This window comes from Aeromonas sp. 602396, from assembly GCF_049173735.1.
GTDB lineage: Bacteria > Pseudomonadota > Gammaproteobacteria > Enterobacterales > Aeromonadaceae > Aeromonas > Aeromonas veronii_A.
In genome coordinates, this window is record NZ_JAAKSD010000012.1 from 79,742 (window position 1) to 97,356 (window position 17,615).

Annotated in this window: 15 protein-coding genes; 9 read left to right on the forward strand and 6 right to left on the reverse strand. The window is 58.7% G+C overall.

The features are described 5' to 3' along the window. Positions 1-8: 8 nt before the first annotated feature. From aceF to ampD, 4 genes are all read right to left on the reverse strand, one after another. The gene (gene aceF, locus G5229_RS14690) at positions 9-1,898 is read right to left on the reverse strand and encodes a pyruvate dehydrogenase complex dihydrolipoyllysine-residue acetyltransferase (protein ID WP_335812138.1); all 1,890 of its coding nucleotides are present in this window, start codon (positions 1,896-1,898) and stop codon (positions 9-11) included. A gap of 119 nt (positions 1,899-2,017) precedes the next feature. Next, the gene (gene aceE / locus G5229_RS14695) at positions 2,018-4,678 is read right to left on the reverse strand and encodes a pyruvate dehydrogenase (acetyl-transferring), homodimeric type (protein WP_421209448.1); all 2,661 of its coding nucleotides are present in this window, start codon (positions 4,676-4,678) and stop codon (positions 2,018-2,020) included. A 79-nt stretch (positions 4,679-4,757) separates the two neighbouring features. Then, complete coding sequence (gene pdhR, locus G5229_RS14700; RefSeq protein WP_005336127.1) at positions 4,758-5,522, reverse strand: pyruvate dehydrogenase complex transcriptional repressor PdhR; 765 nt, start codon at positions 5,520-5,522, stop codon at positions 4,758-4,760. A gap of 278 nt (positions 5,523-5,800) precedes the next feature. Further along, positions 5,801-6,376 carry a 1,6-anhydro-N-acetylmuramyl-L-alanine amidase AmpD gene (gene ampD / locus G5229_RS14705; protein WP_421209450.1) on the reverse strand — a complete coding sequence of 192 codons (576 nt, stop codon included), beginning with the start codon at positions 6,374-6,376 and terminating at the stop codon, positions 5,801-5,803. A 130-nt stretch (positions 6,377-6,506) separates the two neighbouring features. Here ampD and G5229_RS14710 point away from each other — a divergent pair, with 130 nt between their 5' ends. The 9 genes from G5229_RS14710 to yacG all read left to right on the forward strand — a co-directional run bounded on the left by G5229_RS14710 (position 6,507) and on the right by yacG (position 14,223). After that, positions 6,507-6,977, forward strand: coding sequence for a retropepsin-like aspartic protease family protein (locus tag G5229_RS14710; protein WP_421209452.1), 471 nt, complete (start codon positions 6,507-6,509; stop codon positions 6,975-6,977). Positions 6,978-6,980: 3 nt separating this feature from the next. Continuing rightward, positions 6,981-7,856 (forward strand): carboxylating nicotinate-nucleotide diphosphorylase, encoded by an 876-nt coding sequence (gene nadC / locus G5229_RS14715; RefSeq protein ID WP_421209454.1) that lies wholly within the window; start codon positions 6,981-6,983, stop codon positions 7,854-7,856. Between the two features lie 314 nt (positions 7,857-8,170). Continuing rightward, positions 8,171-8,620: a pilin gene (locus tag G5229_RS14720; protein WP_421209455.1), complete on the forward strand. Its 450-nt coding sequence runs from the start codon at positions 8,171-8,173 to the stop codon at positions 8,618-8,620. Next, on the forward strand, positions 8,620-10,326 hold the full coding sequence (tapB, locus tag G5229_RS14725; protein WP_416034850.1) for a PilB family type IVa pilus assembly ATPase TapB: 1,707 nt from the start codon (positions 8,620-8,622) through the stop codon (positions 10,324-10,326). Before G5229_RS14720 ends, tapB begins: the two co-directional genes overlap by 1 nt. A 129-nt stretch (positions 10,327-10,455) precedes the next feature. Next, positions 10,456-11,697, forward strand: coding sequence for a type II secretion system F family protein (locus G5229_RS14730; protein WP_227341827.1), 1,242 nt, complete (start codon positions 10,456-10,458; stop codon positions 11,695-11,697). Positions 11,698-11,757: 60 nt separating this feature from the next. Next, a complete protein-coding gene (locus G5229_RS14735) occupies positions 11,758-12,630 on the forward strand; it encodes a prepilin peptidase (RefSeq protein WP_216952201.1) in 873 nt (290 codons plus the stop codon). 14 nt (positions 12,631-12,644) lie between these two features. Beyond that, positions 12,645-13,259, forward strand: coding sequence for a dephospho-CoA kinase (gene coaE / locus G5229_RS14740; RefSeq protein ID WP_421209458.1), 615 nt, complete (start codon positions 12,645-12,647; stop codon positions 13,257-13,259). A gap of 37 nt (positions 13,260-13,296) precedes the next feature. After that, positions 13,297-14,019 carry a cell division protein ZapD gene (gene zapD, locus G5229_RS14745; protein WP_216952203.1) on the forward strand — a complete coding sequence of 241 codons (723 nt, stop codon included), beginning with the start codon at positions 13,297-13,299 and terminating at the stop codon, positions 14,017-14,019. A gap of 9 nt (positions 14,020-14,028) precedes the next feature. Beyond that, entirely contained in the window at positions 14,029-14,223 is a 195-nt protein-coding gene (yacG, locus tag G5229_RS14750; protein WP_216952204.1) for a DNA gyrase inhibitor YacG, read from the forward strand. A 75-nt stretch (positions 14,224-14,298) separates the two neighbouring features. Here the strand turns inward: yacG and mutT are convergent, their stop codons facing one another. Both mutT and secA read right to left on the reverse strand, forming a co-directional pair. Beyond that, positions 14,299-14,703 carry an 8-oxo-dGTP diphosphatase MutT gene (gene mutT, locus G5229_RS14755; protein WP_257124211.1) on the reverse strand — a complete coding sequence of 135 codons (405 nt, stop codon included), beginning with the start codon at positions 14,701-14,703 and terminating at the stop codon, positions 14,299-14,301. A gap of 185 nt (positions 14,704-14,888) precedes the next feature. Then, entirely contained in the window at positions 14,889-17,609 is a 2,721-nt protein-coding gene (secA, locus tag G5229_RS14760) for a preprotein translocase subunit SecA (RefSeq protein ID WP_421209460.1), read from the reverse strand. Between the last annotated feature and the right edge of the window lie 6 nt (positions 17,610-17,615).

Here is a 17,615-nt window from a genome sequence, read left to right on the forward strand (position 1 = left end):
CCTCTCACTTACAGGACCAGTCGACGAATGTCGGACAGCACACCGTTCATGGTGGTGATGAAGCGAGCCCCATCGGCACCATCGATCACCCGGTGGTCGTAGCTCAGAGCCAGCGGCAGCATCAGGCGCGGCGCGAACTCTTTGCCGTTCCACTTCGGCTTCATCTCGGACTTGGAAACACCGAGGATGGCCACTTCCGGCGCGTTGACGATCGGGGTAAAGCTGGTACCGCCGATGCCACCCAGGCTGGAGATGGTGAAGCAACCGCCCTGCATGTCGGCAGCGGTCAGCTTGCCGGCACGGGCCTTCTTGGAGATCTCGGCCAGATCGCGAGACAGCTCCATGATGCCCTTCTTGTTAACATCGCGCACCACGGGCACAACCAGACCGTTGGGGGTATCTACCGCCACACCGATGTGGATGTACTTCTTCATGATCAGCTTGCTGCCATCTTCGGACAGGGAGCTGCAGAAGCGCGGGTGGGCTTCCAGCGCCTTGGCGGCGGCTTTCAGGATGAACACCAGCGGGGTGATCTTCACGTCTGCCTTCTGCTTCTCGAGCATCGCATTCTGCTCTTTGCGGAACGCTTCCAGCTCGGTGGTATCGGCTTCGTCGAACTGGGTGACATGAGGGATCATGACCCAGTTGCGGTGCAGGTTCGGACCGGAGATCTTCTGGATGCGGGTCAGCTCGACCTCTTCCACATCACCGAACTTGCTGAAGTCTACTTTCGGCCACGGCAGGACGCCCAGACCGTTGCCACCGGCTACGCCAGCAGAGGCAGGAGCGGACTCGGCACGCTTGATGGCATCCTTCACGTAGGCTTGCACGTCTTCTTTGACGATGCGACCCTTGCGACCGGAGGCTTTCACCTTGGCCAGGTTGACGCCGAACTCGCGCGCCAGACGGCGTACCGCCGGAGAGGCGTGTACATAAGCGTCGTTGGCAACGAAATCGGTCGCAGCGGCAGCAGCCTGAGCAACCGGAGCCGGAGCAGCAGTAACAGGGGCAGCGGCGACCGGAGCGGCAGCTTGAGCAACCGGCGCGGCAGCAGGAGCTGCGCCAGCCACTTCGAATACCATGATCAGGGAACCGGTGGAGACCTTGTCACCCGCCTTCACCTTGATCTCTTTGACCACACCGGCGAACGGCGCAGGCACTTCCATGGAGGCCTTGTCACCTTCCACGGCGATCAGGGACTGGTCAGCTTCAACCTTGTCACCCACGGCAACCATGATCTCGGTGACTTCCACTTCGTCGCCACCGATATCCGGTACGTTGACCTCTTTGGCAGCAGCGGCAACCGGGGCAGCAGCCACGGGCGCGGCAGCTTGAGCCGGAGCAGCAACGGCAGCAGGCGCAGCGCCAGCCACTTCAAATACCATCACCAGAGAACCGGTAGAGACCTTGGCACCAGCGGCAACCTTGATCTCGACCACGCGACCGGCAAACGGCGCTGGCACTTCCATGGAGGCCTTGTCACCTTCCACGGCAATGATGGACTGGTCAGCTTCAACCATGTCGCCCACGGCAACCATGATTTCAGTCACGTCCACTTCGTCGTCACCGATGTCCGGTACGTGCACATCTTTGCGCACGGCAGCGGCAGGTGCGGCGGCCGGAGCAGCGGCAGCCGGTGCAGCAACTTCAGCAGGGGCGGCAGCGCCTTCGGCTTCGAAGATCATGATCTGGGAACCGGTGGCAACCTTGTCGCCTACCTTGATCAGGATCTCTTTAACGATACCGGCAGACGGGGCCGGTACTTCCATGGAGGCCTTGTCGCCTTCTACCGCGATGATGGACTGGTCCAGCTCGACCTTGTCACCCACGGCCACCATAATCTCGGTGACTTCAACTTCATCGGCGCCGATATCCGGCACCATAATCTGTTTGGACATTGTGCTTTATCCTCTTGCGTCGATCCGCGTGACTGGTTGATGCCGCCACGCACATCTCGCGTTAACCGTTTTAAATCCTGGCAGGGTCACGCCGCATGACGGCGCGACCCTTGATCCACTTACGCGTACAGCGGGTTGACCTTGTCGGCATCGATGCCGTACTTGGCGATGGCGTCGGCCACAACCTGCTTGTCTACCTCGCCGCGCTTGGCCAGTTCGGTCAGAGCAGCAACCACCACGTAGAACTCGTTCACTTCGAAGTGACGACGCAGGTTGGCACGGCTGTCGGAACGGCCGTAGCCGTCGGTACCCAGCACGCGGTAGTTCTCGGTCGGAACGAAGGCGCGAACCTGATCGGCGAAGGACTTCATGTAGTCGGTCGCAGCGATGGTGGCTTCGGAACCCAGTACCTGAGCGATGTAGGGAACACGCGCTTCAGAGGTCGGGTGCAGCATGTTCCAGCGATCCGCGTCCTGACCGTCACGGGCCAGCTCGTTGAAGGAGGTGACGCTGAACACATCGGAACCGATGCCGTACTCGCTGGCCAGGATCTGGGCAGCCTTGCGCACGTGCCCCAGGATGGAACCACAACCCAGCAGCTGAACTTTCGCCTTGGCACCGGCGACGGATTCCAGCTTGTAGATACCCTTGCGGATGCCTTCCTCGGCGCCTTCCGGCATGGCCGGCATGGCGTAGTTCTCGTTCAGGGTGGTGATGTAGTAGAACACGTTCTCCGGGTTCTCACCGTACATGCGGCGCAGGCCGTCCTGTACGATCACCGCCACTTCATAGGCATAGGACGGGTCGTAAGAGATGCAGTTCGGGATGGTGTTCGCCAGGATGTGGCTGTGACCATCTTCGTGCTGCAGACCTTCGCCGTTCAGGGTAGTACGACCGGAGGTTGCACCCAGCAGGAAGCCACGGGCTTGCTGGTCACCGGCTGCCCACGCCATGTCGCCGATCCGCTGGAAGCCGAACATGGAGTAGTAGATGTAGAACGGGATCATCGGGCAATCGTTGGTGCTGTAAGAGGTCGCAGCAGCCAGCCAGGAGGACATGGCGCCCAGCTCGTTGATACCGTCTTGCAGAACCTGACCCTGCTTGTCTTCCTTGTAGTAGGAGACGATGTCGCGGTCTTGCGGGGTGTACTGCTGACCGTGCGGGCTGTAGATACCGATCTGGCGGAACAGACCTTCCATACCGAAGGTACGGGCTTCGTCAGCGAGGATCGGAACGATGCGCTTGCCGATGGACTTGTCTTTCAGCATCACGTTCAGGGAACGCACGAACGCCATGGTGGTGGAGATTTCGCGCGCTTGCTCGCCCAACAGCGGGCCGAAGGCATCCAGCGCCGGGATTTCCAGCTTGGTGGTGCTTTCGCGCAGACGGGTCGGCAGATAGCCTTTCAGGGCTGCACGACGAGCATGCAGGTACTTGTGCTCTTCACTGCCCTCTTCGATCTTCAGGTACGGCAGATCGGCCAGCTGCTCGTCGGCCACCGGCAGGTTGAAGCGGTCACGCAGGTGACGCACGGAGTCCAGCTCCATCTTCTTGACCTGGTGAGCGATGTTCTTGCCTTCGGCCGCTTCACCCATACCGTAACCCTTGATGGTCTTGGCCAGAATAACGGTCGGCTTGCCCTTGGTCTGGGTCGCCTTGTTGAATGCAGCGAACAGTTTGCGAGGATCGTGACCACCGCGGTTCAGAGCGAAGATCTCCTCGTCGGTCATGTCTTTGACCAGCGCGGCAGTTTCCGGATAACGGTTGAAGAAGTGCTCGCGGATGTAGCCACCGTCGCGGGACTTCATGGTCTGGTAGTCACCGTCCACAGTCTCGTTCATCAGCTGGATCAGCTTGCCGGAAGTGTCTTTCTTCAGCAGCTCATCCCACTTGCGACCCCAGATAACCTTGGTCACGTCCCAACCGGCGCCAGCGAACAGGCCTTCCAGCTCGTTGATGACCTTGCCGTTACCGACAACCGGACCATCCAGACGCTGCAGGTTGCAGTTAACCACGAACACCAGGTTGTCGAGCTTTTCACGCACGGCAACAGTCAGGGCACCTTTGGCTTCCGGCTCGTCCATCTCGCCGTCACCCAGGAAGGCGTAAACGGTCTGCTCGGAGCAATCCTTGATGCCACGGTCGGTCAGGTACTTCAGGAAGCGAGCCTGATAGATGGCGGCGATGGGGCCCAGACCCATGGAGACGGTCGGGAACTGCCAGAAGTCCGGCATCAGTTTCGGGTGCGGATAGGAAGGCAGACCCTTGCCGTCCACTTCCTGACGGAAGTTGTCCAGCTGCTCTTCGGTCAGACGACCCTCAGCAAAGGCGCGAGCATAGATGCCCGGGGAAATGTGACCCTGGAAGTAAACCAGATCGCCACCATCCTTCTCGTTGCGAGCACGGAAGAAGTGGTTGAAGCAGACATCATAGATGGTCGCAGAAGAAGCGAAGGAAGACATGTGACCACCCAGGTCCAGGTCTTTCTTGGAGGCGCGCAGCACGATCATCATGGCGTTCCAGCGGATGATGGCGCGAATGCGGCGTTCCATCTCCAGGTCACCCGGGTAGTCCGGCTCATCGCTGGACGGGATGGTGTTGATGTAATCGCGATTTGCCTTGGCAGCCACGTCCACACCGCTTGCGCGGGCTTTCTCGGCCAACTGTTCAAGGATGAACTGAGCGCGTTGCGGACCCTCTTCACGCAGCAGGGATTCCAGAGAGGCAAGCCACTCCAGCGTTTCTATCGGGTCCACATCGTTCTTCAGGATATCAGACATGGCTGGTTCCTATGTTGTTGTGATTGCACGGCATTGCACGGCGAAGGGCGCAAGCATTCGACAATAAAGCCTTGTGGGATTAGTTTTCCTGCTGACGGATCCGACGCATGGATCGCTGGATCCGGCTGTCTTCCCTCTGCATATCCAACAAGGTGTCCTCGATAAAGGCCAGATGCTCATGACAAGCTGTTCTGGCCCGCTCCGGAGCCCCCGAAAGAATAGCCTCGATCAGATTCGCGCGATGGCGACGTATCTTGGCTACCACTCCCGGGCGGCGATTCAAAATCTCGTTATTCTGCAGAATGTTCTGTTCGAGCATCGGGCTCATGGCCCGCAGCAGGTGCAGCAGCACCACGTTGTGGGACGCCTCGGCCACCGCAAGATAAAACTGGGTCACGGCTGCCGATTCGGCCACCAGCGAGCCCAGCTGCCCCGCCTCTTCGATGGTGGTTTGCACCTGACGAATACGCTCGAAATCAGACCCGGTTCCCCGCAAGGCCGCGTAGTAGGCACAGATGCCTTCCAGCGCGTGGCGAAACTCCAGCAAGTCATACTGGGCTTCCGGGTGGGTACTGAGCAGTTCGAACAGAGGATCGGCGATCCCCTTGCTCAGGGCATTCTGCACATAAGTGCCGCCGCCCTGACGGCGATAAAGCAATCCGCGCGCTTCCAGTCGCTGGATGGCTTCGCGCAAGGAGGGGCGCGATACCTGAAACTGGATGGCAAGTTCCCGCTCGGGAGGCAATTTCTGCCCCGGCTGCAGGCTGCCTTCCAGAATCATCTGTTCCAGCTCGGCGACAATGGAGTCGGCCAACTTGGGTTGCGTAATCTTGCGATAGGGCATGAGGCTACTTTGTTAAATTGGTATTACCAATTTTATGGATGGGGCGAAAATTAGCAGAGGCCTTTTGAAAAGTCCACTCAAAAGATGATCTGAGTCAAGAATCAACCCCACCACTTAAGGGGTAAAGCAGGGGAAACATGATTTATCTCATAGAAAATGGTCTGACCAATATTCTTGACTGCGCTCACAAATAACATATGTGCAACCAGAAGCAAAAATGGCCTGCCAGATCGGCAAGCCATTGATTTTAAAATCCAAACTAAATTTGAATATTTACTTTATCTGTTTAGTAACTGACGGTAGTAATCCCACTGGAAACTGGCCCCGGGATCCGTCTTGCGCCCTGGCGCGATATCGCAATGGCCGACAATTTTTTCGTGGGTAATCGCCGGATAGCGCTCCGAGATGGCTCGAGTGAGCCCCGCCAGCGCCCGGTATTGAGCCTCGGTATAGGGGGTTTCGTCGGTCCCTTCCAGCTCGATGCCAATGGAGAAGTCATTGCACGCCTCCCTCCCCTGCCAGCTCGAGACACCTGCATGCCAGGCGCGCGCGCCAAACGGCACATACTGCACCAGCTCGCCATCACGGCGGATCAGACAATGAGCCGAGACTCGCAGCTGATGGATACCGGCAAAATAGGGGTGAGCCTCAGGGTCGAGTCGTCCCATAAAGAGATCGTCGATAAAGGGACCGCCAAACTCCCCCGGCGGCAGGCTGATGCCATGTACCACCAGCAGGGAGATATCGTCCGGCACGGCCCGTTCGTTGTGATGGGGAGAAGGCACCCGGCGCGCCTGCTGGCACCAGCCAGCGGCATCGATAGAGAAACAAGGTTGCGAAGCGAGTTGAGTCATCGGCTACTCGAGTTGACTGATAAATGGCGAGAAAACGAAGATACCTGATAGGCAACCCGACACCAACTCACTGAATCAATGGGAAGTGGTATGTTAGGCTGAGTCATCTTCCGCTCGATATGGATGGGGTATGCAGCACACGGCACGCTGGATGTGGTTACTGGCCTGGCTCTCTTTGATGGGCCTGCTGACCCTCTATTTTCACTCCCGCAACCAACCAAGCGTCACCGCCAGCGGCGAGCTGTTGCTGCGGGCCGACCAGAGCGGCCACTATCGTCTGGAGGGTGCCATTAACGGCCAGCCGGTGCAACTGCTGCTCGATACCGGCGCCACTCGCATCACCATTCCGCAGCAGGTTGCCGAGCGCCTCGGCCTGACCGCTCATGGCAGCAGCCAGGTCAATACCGCCGCGGGGCAGGTCCGGGTCGGCAACGGCACCATCGAAACGCTGGCGATGGGGCCATTGACCTTGTACGATCTGGCCATCTTTATCAATCCGGCGGCAGACGGTGACGAAGTGCTGGTTGGCATGAACGCCCTCGGTCGGCTGGAGCTGGTTCAAAAGGAGCGGCAACTGCTGCTCAGACCCTTGCAGGAATAAGGCATGTTTCAACAGGATGTCAGCCGCGCCGTGCGCGCCGCACTACTCGAAGATCTGGGCGATGCCCTCACCACGCTGGACCAACCGGACGCCAGCGCCGATATCACCGCCCAGCTGATCCCGGCCAACCGGATGGCCAGCGCCCGGGTCATCACCCGCGAGGCCGGAGTGTTCTGCGGCCAGCCATGGGTGGATGAAGTCTTCCTGCAACTGAAGGCCCAGCTCGGTGGCGAAGTGAAGGTGGAGTGGAAGGTGCAGGATGGGGAAGTGCTCTCCCCCAATCAGGAGCTGTTCCGCCTCCACGGCCCTGCCCGCCTGCTGCTGACCGGCGAGCGCAATGCGCTGAACTTTGTCCAGACCCTCTCCGGCGTCGCCACCCTCACCGCTCGCTATGTGGCGGAGCTGGAGGGCACTGACTGCCGCCTGCTCGACACCCGCAAGACCATACCGGGGCTGCGCACCGCCCAGAAGTACGCGGTCGCCTGTGGCGGCGGCAAGAATCACCGCATCGGCCTCTATGACGCCTATCTCATCAAGGAGAACCATATCCTCGCCTGTGGCGGCATTGTCGAGGCGATTAATGAGGCTCGCCATCTCAATCCGGGCAAACCAGTAGAGGTGGAAGTGGAATCGCTGGCCGAGCTGGAACAGGCGCTGGCGGCCAACGCCGATATCGTGATGCTGGACAACTTCGACGTGACCATGATGCGAGAAGCGGTCGCCATCAATCAGGGCCGCGCCAAGCTGGAGGTCTCCGGCAATGTGACCCTCGACACTCTGGCCGAGTTTGCCGCCACCGGCGTCGATTTTATCTCGGTCGGGGCACTGACCAAGCATGTGCGGGCACTCGATCTCTCCATGCGCTTTATCCAACCGTGAGACGCCCCCCACAGGCTTGAGCAAACACTCGATATAACCGGACAAACAACTTGCAAAAGGCGCCAGAGGCGCCTTTTCTTTATGCAGGATCCCTCGGCAAAGGAGTGTACAGACGGACCCTAATTCGGCCACAGAAAGAGTCATAGGAAGCCACTTCTTTTATGACACGCATCAAGTTTTTGCTAAATGAAAGAAGTGTGATTAACAAAATGGACAATCTCTGTTGCCACCCCTGACAGCTCGGATAAGATACTGACGTGCAGATGATTTTCCACCGGCACTTCCCAGGAACCAAGGATAAAAGGATATTTTCCATGAACAGCAAAATGAAGAAACAATCAGGCTTTACCCTTATTGAATTGATGATCGTGGTTGCGATCGTGGCCATCTTGGCCGCCGTCGCGCTGCCGGCATATCAGAACTACACCAAAAAAGCCAAAATGACTGAGGTTGCTTCTGCTACCGGTAAATACAAAACCTCTATTGAAGTCTGTGTGCAAACTAAAGGCACTGCTTGCGTCTTAGCCGACATTCAAAGTGGTGCTGTTGCGCAAGGAAATGTCACAACAACCGTGACTGGAGGAGGAACCTCTGCTTGGGTTGTAACTTCAGCACCAACAGCGAGCGCCGCAGCAGGCTCACTTGCACCTCTTGTCGTTGGAGACACTGCAATTTTGACAAGCTCAACCCCTTCCAATACAGACCCATTAACATGGACTCTTACTTGTGCAGCAACGGCAGCAGATTATTGCCCAGCTAAATAATGACCTCTAGCCCTAATAGCGGCCTGGCGTTAAGCCTGGCCGCCTCTTCACTGATCAGTGAAGAGGATTCCCAGCGCTATCTGAGCCAGGCCAAGGCCCAGCGCAAACCCTTTGTGACCTTTCTGATAGAAAACGACATCCTCGACAGCAAGGCGCTCGCCGATTTTTGCGAGCTGGAGTATGGGGTACCTCTGCTGGATCTTGCCGCCTTCGATTTGGCCGAGATCCCGCAGAAGTACCTCAATCAGAAACTGATTGAGAAGCACCACGTCCTGCCCATCTATACCCAGGGCCACACTCTCTATATCGCCATGTCGGATCCGACCAATGTGTCGGCCCTGGAGGACTTCGGCTTCAGCTTCGGGCTCCATACCGAGGCGCTGCTGGTGGAGGAGAACAAGCTCACCGCCGCGATCGGCAAGCTGCTGGAGAGCGAAAACGACGCCCTCGGCATGGAGGATATCGACGAGGCCGAGATCTCCGACCTCGAGGTAAGCGACGAGAACAGCCGGCTGGACGAGAGCGTCAATACCGCCGATGACGATGCCCCCATCGTCAAGTACATCAACAAGATCCTGATGGATGCCATCAAGCGCGGTGCCTCCGACCTGCACTTCGAGCCCTATGAGTTCAAATATCGAGTGCGCTTTCGCATCGATGGCATTTTGCACGAAATCGCAACCCCGCCGGTCAATCTGGCCAACCGCTTCTCTGCCCGCCTCAAGGTGATGGCGCGGCTCGATATCGCCGAGCGGCGGCTGCCGCAGGATGGCCGCATCAAATTGAAGCTGTCGCGCAACAAGTCGATGGATATGCGGGTCAACACCCTGCCCACCATGTGGGGGGAGAAGATCGTTATCCGTCTGCTCGACTCCTCGGCGGCCCGCCTCAATATCGAGCAGCTTGGCTTTGACGACCGCCAGAAGGCACAGTACCTGCGAGCCCTCTCGAAACCGCAGGGGATGATACTGGTCACCGGCCCCACCGGCTCGGGCAAGACGGTCTCGCTCTATACCGGCCTCAATATTCTCAACACCACCGAGGTAAACATCTCCACCGCCGAAGATCCGGTGGAGATCAATCTGCCGGGCGTCAACCAGGTACAGGTCAACCCCAAGGCGGGGCTCACCTTTGCCAGCGCCCTGCGCTCCTTCTTGCGGCAAGATCCGGATGTGGTGATGGTGGGGGAGATACGGGATCTCGAAACCGCCGAGATCGCCATCAAGGCGGCACAAACCGGCCACCTGGTGCTCTCAACCCTGCATACCAACTCGGCTGCCGAAACCCTGACCCGGATGATGAATATGGGGGTGCCCGCCTTCAATATTGCCTCTTCGGTCACCCTGATAATGGCCCAACGGCTGGCCCGCAAGCTGTGTGACCACTGCAAGGCGCCGGAGGTGGTGCCGGAAGCCGAGCTGCTGGAGCTGGGTTTTACCCCGCAGCAGCTGGCAGCCGGCTTGCGACTGTTCAAACCGGTTGGTTGCAAGGAGTGTTCCGGCGGCTACAAGGGGCGAGTCGGCATCTACGAAATCATGCTAATGTCGGAAAATATCGCAAAATTGATCATGCAGGGGGCCAACTCCCTGCAAATTGCGGCGATTGCCCAGAAAGAGGGCATGCGCACCCTGCGCACTTCGGGACTGGAGAAGGCACGGCTTGGTGTCACCAGCCTTGCCGAGGTCAACCGGGTCACCACCAATTAAACCTCGCCAAGATGCGAGCAAGATGATCTACCAGCAAGCGACCAGATGGTGCCAAGCCGTTTGAGGATATTTATCAGGTCAGATGGTTCAGGGGCTCCCTGACCATCCGCCCAATTGCAGGATGCAAAGATGGCAACCCTAACGAAAAAGAACAACACCCCGAAAAAAGTCTTTGCCTTCCGCTGGCACGGGGTCAATCGCAAGGGGCAGAAGGTCTCCGGCGAGCTGCAGGCTGACAGCATCAATACCGTCAAGGCGGAGCTGCGCAAGCAGGGAGTAAACGTCACCAAGGTGGCCAAAAAATCTCAGGGGCTCTTCTCCAAAGGCGGCGCCAAGATCAAGCCGATGGATATCGCGATTATCTCCCGCCAGATCACCACCATGCTCTCCGCCGGCGTACCGCTGGTGCAAAGCCTGCAGATCATCGCCCGCAGCCACGAGAAAGCCGCCATGCGCGAGCTGATGGGTGAGATCGCCTCCGATGTTGAGACCGGAACCCCCATGTCGGAGGCGTTGCGCCGCCATCCCCGCCATTTTGACGATCTCTACTGCGATCTGGTTGAGGCGGGGGAGCAATCCGGTGCACTGGAGACCATCTACGACCGTATCGCCACCTATCGAGAAAAGTCGGAAGCGCTCAAGTCGAAGATCAAGAAGGCCATGTTCTATCCCACCATGGTTATTCTGGTGGCCATAGTGGTGACTTCCATCCTGCTGCTGTTCGTCATCCCCCAGTTCGAGGATATCTTCAAGAGCTTTGGCGCCGAGCTGCCGGTGTTCACCCAGTTTGTCATCGGCATCTCACGCTTTATGCAGAACTGGTGGTATGTCTTCTTCGGCGGAGCTGCGCTCGCCATCTTCCTCTATGTGCGCGCCTGGCGCGCCTCCCAGAAGGTAAGGGACAATACCGACAAGTTTGTGCTCACCATCCCGGTAGTCGGTATGATCCTGCACAAAGCGGCGATGGCCCGCTTTGCCCGCACACTCTCAACCACTTTCTCGGCCGGTATCCCGCTGGTGGATGCACTCATCTCGGCGGCCGGTGCCTCCGGCAACTATGTCTATCGCACCGCCGTTATGGCCATTCGCAACGAGGTGGTGGCCGGTATGCAGATCAACGTGGCAATGCGCACCGTCGATCTCTTCCCGGACATGGTGATCCAGATGGTGATGATCGGCGAGGAGTCCGGTGCCATCGATGATATGCTCTCCAAGGTTGCCACCATCTTCGAGCAAGAGGTGGACGACCTGGTCGATGGCCTTACCAGCCTGCTGGAACCCCTCATCATGGTGGTGCTCGGGGTGCTGGTCGGCGGCATGGTTATCGCCATGTACCTGCCCATCTTCAAACTTGGCGACGTGGTGGGTTGATTCATCAGGGCAGGGCGCCAAAGCCATGCCCTTACCTCATTCAAAAACTGACGGTTGGTTATGACACTTCTTCTCGAGCTGGCTCACGGCTTGCCATGGCTCTTTTTTTCGCTGGTTTTTATCTTTTCCCTGATGATCGGCAGTTTCCTCAACGTGGTGATCCACCGCCTGCCCATCATGCTGGAGCGAGAGTGGCAGGCCGAGTATCGCAGCTACTTCTCCCCCGACGAAGAGGCCATCGCACCAGAGCGCTACAACCTGATGGTACCGCGCTCCGCATGCCCTCACTGTGGTCACCCCATTACCGCCATCGAGAACATTCCGCTGCTGAGCTGGCTCTGGCTCAAGGGGCGTTGCCGCGACTGTCAGGCGCCCATCTCGGCCCGCTATCCGCTGGTAGAGCTGATAACAGCCCTGCTCTCGGTGGCCGTTGCCATGGTCATAACGCCGGGCTGGGGCACACTGGCCGCCCTGCTGCTGACTTGGGTATTGGTGGCCCTCACCTTTATCGATCTCGACAAGATGTTGCTGCCAGATCAGCTCACCCTGCCCCTGCTGTGGGGCGGTCTGCTGTTCAATCTGGCAGGTGGCTTCGTACCGCTGGCGGATGCCGTGATTGGCGCCATGGTCGGCTATCTGGTGCTCTGGAGCCTCTACTGGGCCTTCAAGCTGCTCACCGGCAAGGAGGGGATGGGCTATGGCGACTTCAAGCTGCTGGCGGCGCTGGGTGCCTGGCTCGGCTGGCAGGCGCTGCCGATCATATTGCTGCTCTCATCCCTGGTCGGCGCCGTGATCGGCATCAGCCTGATCGCCTTGCACAAACACCATCAGGGCAAGCCCATCCCCTTCGGCCCCTACCTCGCCATCGCGGGCTGGATTGCCCTGCTGTGGGGCGATACCATCACCAACTGGTATCTCTCTACCCTGCTTTGAGCAAGAGGCCCCCCATGTATGTAGTTGCTATTACCGGTGGTATCGGCAGTGGCAAGACCACCATCGCCAATCAGTTTGCCGAACTGGGTATCGAGGTGGTGGATGCCGATGTGATCGCCCGCGAGGTCGTAGAGCCGGGCACCCCGGCCCTTGCCACCATCGCCGACCATTTTGGCCCGGATGTGATTGAGCCGAGCGGTCAACTCGACCGTCGCACCCTGCGCGAGCGGGTCTTCAGCGACCCGCAGGCCAAGGAGTGGCTCAATGCACTGCTCCATCCGCTGATTCGCAGTGAAATGCTGCGCCAGTGTGCCGCAGCCAGTTCTCCTTACTGCCTGCTGGTGGTGCCGCTGCTGGTGGAGAACAAACTCACCGGCCTCGCCGACCGGGTGCTGGTGATCGATGTGGACGAAGCGACCCAGATTGAGCGCACCTGCCGCCGTGATGGCGTCAGCACCGAGCAGGCCAGAGCCATCATCGCAGCACAGGCCAGCCGGACAGAACGGCTAGCTGCGGCGGATGATGTCATCGAGAACGCCAATGGCAGCGAAATGGCGATAAAAACGCGGATTTTGGCACTACACGAGACATATCTGGCATTTGCCTCTCAACAACCCCGTCAACAGTGAGTACACTAGGCCGGTTTATGGCTGGCCAGGATTAGGCATGATTTACGATTTTCCCCTCAATGAAAAAAGCCGGACCTACCTGCGTCTGGAGTCCCTGTTTTCCCAAATTCGCGACAATCTGGAGAGCGAGCAATCCTGGGCCCATATCGCCTTCTTCAAAGGGCTGTTCGATCTGCAGGAGCTGCTGGAGCGTGGTGACTTGCGCGCTGACCTTATCAAGGATCTGGAGCGTCTCGGCCAACGTCTGAGCCACTGGGCCAGCCTGCCCGACGTCGATCTGGAGCAGATCAAACAGATGCAGCAAGAGAGCAGCCAGCTCTCCCGCAACCTGCTCAACTCGCCACGCCCGGGAGCCCGCCTGAAAGAGGATCGTCTGCTCGGTTCCATTCGCCAGCGCTTCTCCATCCCGGGTGGTCTGTGTGCCTTCGACGTGCCCCAGCTGCACCACTGGCTCGGAACCCCGGCCATCACCCGTCACCAGCAGATGCAGGGCTGGCTTAGCGACATCACCCTGCTGATGAACGCCATCACCCTGTTGCTGCGTCTGTGGCGTGAATCGGGCAGCTTCAGCGAGCAGGTGGCGACCAACGGCTTCTTCCAGGACACCGCCGAAAGCGCCGAGCTGATCCGCATCAAGCTGCCGGGCAATCTGTTCTGCTACCCGACCCTGAGCGGCCACAAGAATCGTTTTGCCCTGCGCTTCCTGCCTACGGGCGAGCAGCAGATTGGCGATGTGCCATTCCAGCTCGCCTGCTGCTAAGGAGTACTTATGGTCACCAAGGTAAAGTGTCCGACCTGCCAGAGCGAAGTGGAGTGGGGCTCGCAGAGTCCGTTCCGACCTTTCTGCAGCAAACGCTGCCAGTTGATCGATCTCGGCGAGTGGGCTGATGAAGAGAAACGGATACCCGGGGAGATCAACCCGGATCTGCTGCCAGAGCAGGAAGAGGGCGATCAGTGGCTATAAGCCCCTGGTCACTCTCCGCTATAAAATAAAAAAGGGCCGATGGGCCCTTTTTTGATGCTTGTTGTTGCAACCGGTTCAAGCCAGCAGGCCTTGAAGCCGCGCGACAATCGGACCGTTGGCATCGGGAAAGTGGTAGTTGTGCAGCTCGGACACCGGCACCCATAGACACTCCTGCCCCTCTTTGCCGAACGGCTCGCCGCTGAAACGGGTCACCTTCCAGATATCCAGCAACACCTGCTTCTCGGGGTAGTCGTGCTGCAGCTCCATGAAAGGGGCACAATCCTGCACCCGGATGCCGATCTCTTCCCACAGCTCCCGATCCAGTGCGGTGAGAAGATCCTCGCCCGACTCGACCTTGCCACCTGGAAACTCCCAGCGATCCCCCTGATGGCGATCGGAGGAGCGTCTGGCGATAAAGATATCGCCCTGTTCATTCTCGATGACGCCAACCGCTACCCAGATCCGCTTTTTCTGTTCCATCTTGTTACCTTTGTACGCTATGGCTGACCAGGCCGTTCAATGTGCCCAACCTCCGGCTGGATGAACGGCCGATGATGCCTGATATCCGATAACCCTTGGTCAGATGGCGCCACCACAGTGACGTCGCCACCCTCTGACAAAAACAAGGCGGGCACCGGGCCCGCCTTGTCATAGCACTGCATCGATCAGGTCAACTGACCGTGGCAATGCTTGTATTTCTTGCCTGAACCGCACGGGCAGGGATCGTTGCGACCAACCTTCTGCTCATCGCGCACGAAGGTGGTGTGGCCCTCTTCACCTGCGGCCTGTTCATCGGCCAGCTGGCTCTCAGCCGCGGCATGGGTGTAGGTACGGGGAGCGGCTTCCGCCTGCTGGCGCTGCTGCTCTTCCATCGCTTCCACATCGCGCTCCTGCACCTGAACACGGCTCAGGATGCTGACCACGTCGCGCTTGAGGGTTTCCAGCATCTGGGTGAACAGATCGAAGGATTCGCGCTTGTACTCCTGCTTGGGGTTCTTCTGGGCGTAGCCGCGCAGATGGATGCCCTGACGCAGGTGATCCATGGCCGCCAGATGCTCTTTCCACAGACCATCCAGAGTTTGCAGCATCACTGCCTTCTCGAAGTTGCGTAGCACCTCTTTGCCAACCAGCTCCTCCTTGTGGGCATAGAGCTTGGTGGCTTCGTCCAGAATGCGCTCGCGCAGCTTCTCTTCATACAGCTTGTCATCTTCCGCCAGCCACTGCTGCAGCGGCAGATCCAGCGCAAAGTCTGCCTTCAGGCGCGCTTCCAGACCCGGCACATCCCACATCTCTTCCAGAGACTGGGGCGGGATGTACTCGTCAATCACGCTGCCGTAGACATCATCACGGATAACGTGGATGGTCTCGGAGATATCGTTGGTATCCAGCAACTCGTTACGCTGCTCGTACACTACCTTGCGCTGGTCGTTGGCCACGTCGTCAAACTCCAGCAAGCTCTTGCGGATGTCGAAGTTGCGACCTTCCACCTTGCGCTGGGCATTTTCGATCGCCTTGGTGACCCAGGGGTGTTCGATGGCTTCGCCCTCTTCCATGCCCAGCTTCTTCATCATGCCGGTGACGCGATCGGAGGCGAAGATCCGCATCAGAGTATCTTCCATGGAGAGGTAGAAACGGGAGGAGCCCGGGTCACCCTGACGACCGGAACGGCCGCGCAGCTGGTTATCGATACGGCGGGACTCGTGACGCTCGGTACCGATAATGTGCAGACCACCGGCGGCCAGCACCGCATCGTGACGCACCTGCCAGGCGGCTTTCAGCTCGGCAATCTGCTCGCTGGTCGGGTTCTCCAGCTTGGCAATCTCAGCCTGCCAGTTGCCGCCCAACACGATGTCGGTACCACGACCGGCCATGTTGGTGGCGATAGTGACCGCGCCAGTCTGACCGGCCTGGGCAACGATCTCCGCTTCCATGGCGTGGAACTTGGCGTTCAGCACCTTGTGCGGGATCTTCTCCTTGGTCAGGATGCCGGAGAGCAGCTCGGAGTTCTCGATAGAGACAGTACCAACCAGTACAGGCTGGCCCTTGGCCACGCACTGACGGATATCTTCGATGATGGCGGCATACTTCTCGTTGGCGGTCAAGTAGACCAGATCGCCCATGTCCTTGCGCACCATCGGCTTGTTGGTCGGGATAACCACGGTATCCAGGCCATAAATCTGCTGGAATTCAAAGGCTTCTGTATCCGCAGTACCTGTCATCCCCGCCAGCTTGTTGTAGAGACGGAAGTAGTTCTGGAAGGTGATGGAGGCCAGCGTCTGGTTCTCGTTCTGGATCTTCACCCCTTCCTTCGCTTCAACGGCCTGATGCAGACCATCAGACCAGCGACGACCCGGCATGGTACGACCGGTGTGCTCATCGACGATGACGATCTCGTCTTTCTGGACGATGTAGTCCACGTTGCGCTCGAACAGGGTATGAGCACGCAGACCGGCGTTCACGTGGTGCAACAGACTGATGTTGGAGGCGGAGAACAGGGAATCGTTCTCATCCAGCAGCCCCTCTTTCTTGAGCAGCTCTTCCACGAAGATCTGGCCGTTTTCGGTCAGCAGCGCCTGACGGTTCTTCTCGTCTACCGTGTAGTGACCGTCACCGGTGTACTCTTCGGTATCTTCCTTGTCCTGCTTGACCAGCAAGGGGATCAGCTTGTTGACACGAATATAGAGCTCGGAGCTGTCTTCGGCCGGGCCTGAGATAATCAGCGGGGTACGAGCTTCATCGATAAGCACCGAGTCAACCTCATCCACCAGCGCGTAGTTGAGCGGACGCTGTACCCGTTGCTCCGGCGAGAACGCCATGTTGTCGCGCAGGTAGTCGAAACCGAATTCGTTATTGGTACCGTAGGTGATGTCGGCGGCGTAGGCGTCACGCTTCTGGGACGCATCCATGCCGGGCACATTGCACGCAACGGTCATGCCGAGGAAGGCGAACAGCGGGCGGTTCGCCTCCGCATCACGTTTGGCCAGGTAGTCGTTTACCGTCACCACGTGGACGCCACGACCGCTCAGGGCATTCAGGTAAGCTGGCAGGGTTGCGGTCAGGGTCTTACCTTCACCGGTTTTCATTTCCGCGATGCGGTTGGAGTTCAGCACCATGCCGCCGATCAGCTGCACATCGAAGTGACGCATGCCAAACACCCGCTTGGAGGCTTCACGCACGGTCGCGAACGCTTCCGGCAGCAACTGCTCCAGAGTCTCACCCTGCTCGATACGCTGACGATATTCAGCCGTTTTGGCCTGCAACTCGGCATCGGAGAGAGCCTCGAACTGCGGCTCCATGGCATTGATCTGTTTTACAATTTTGCGCAAAGCCTTGAGCGTTCTGTCGTTCCGGCTGCCGATAATCTTGGTAAGCAGTGTGCTAATCATGGGTAC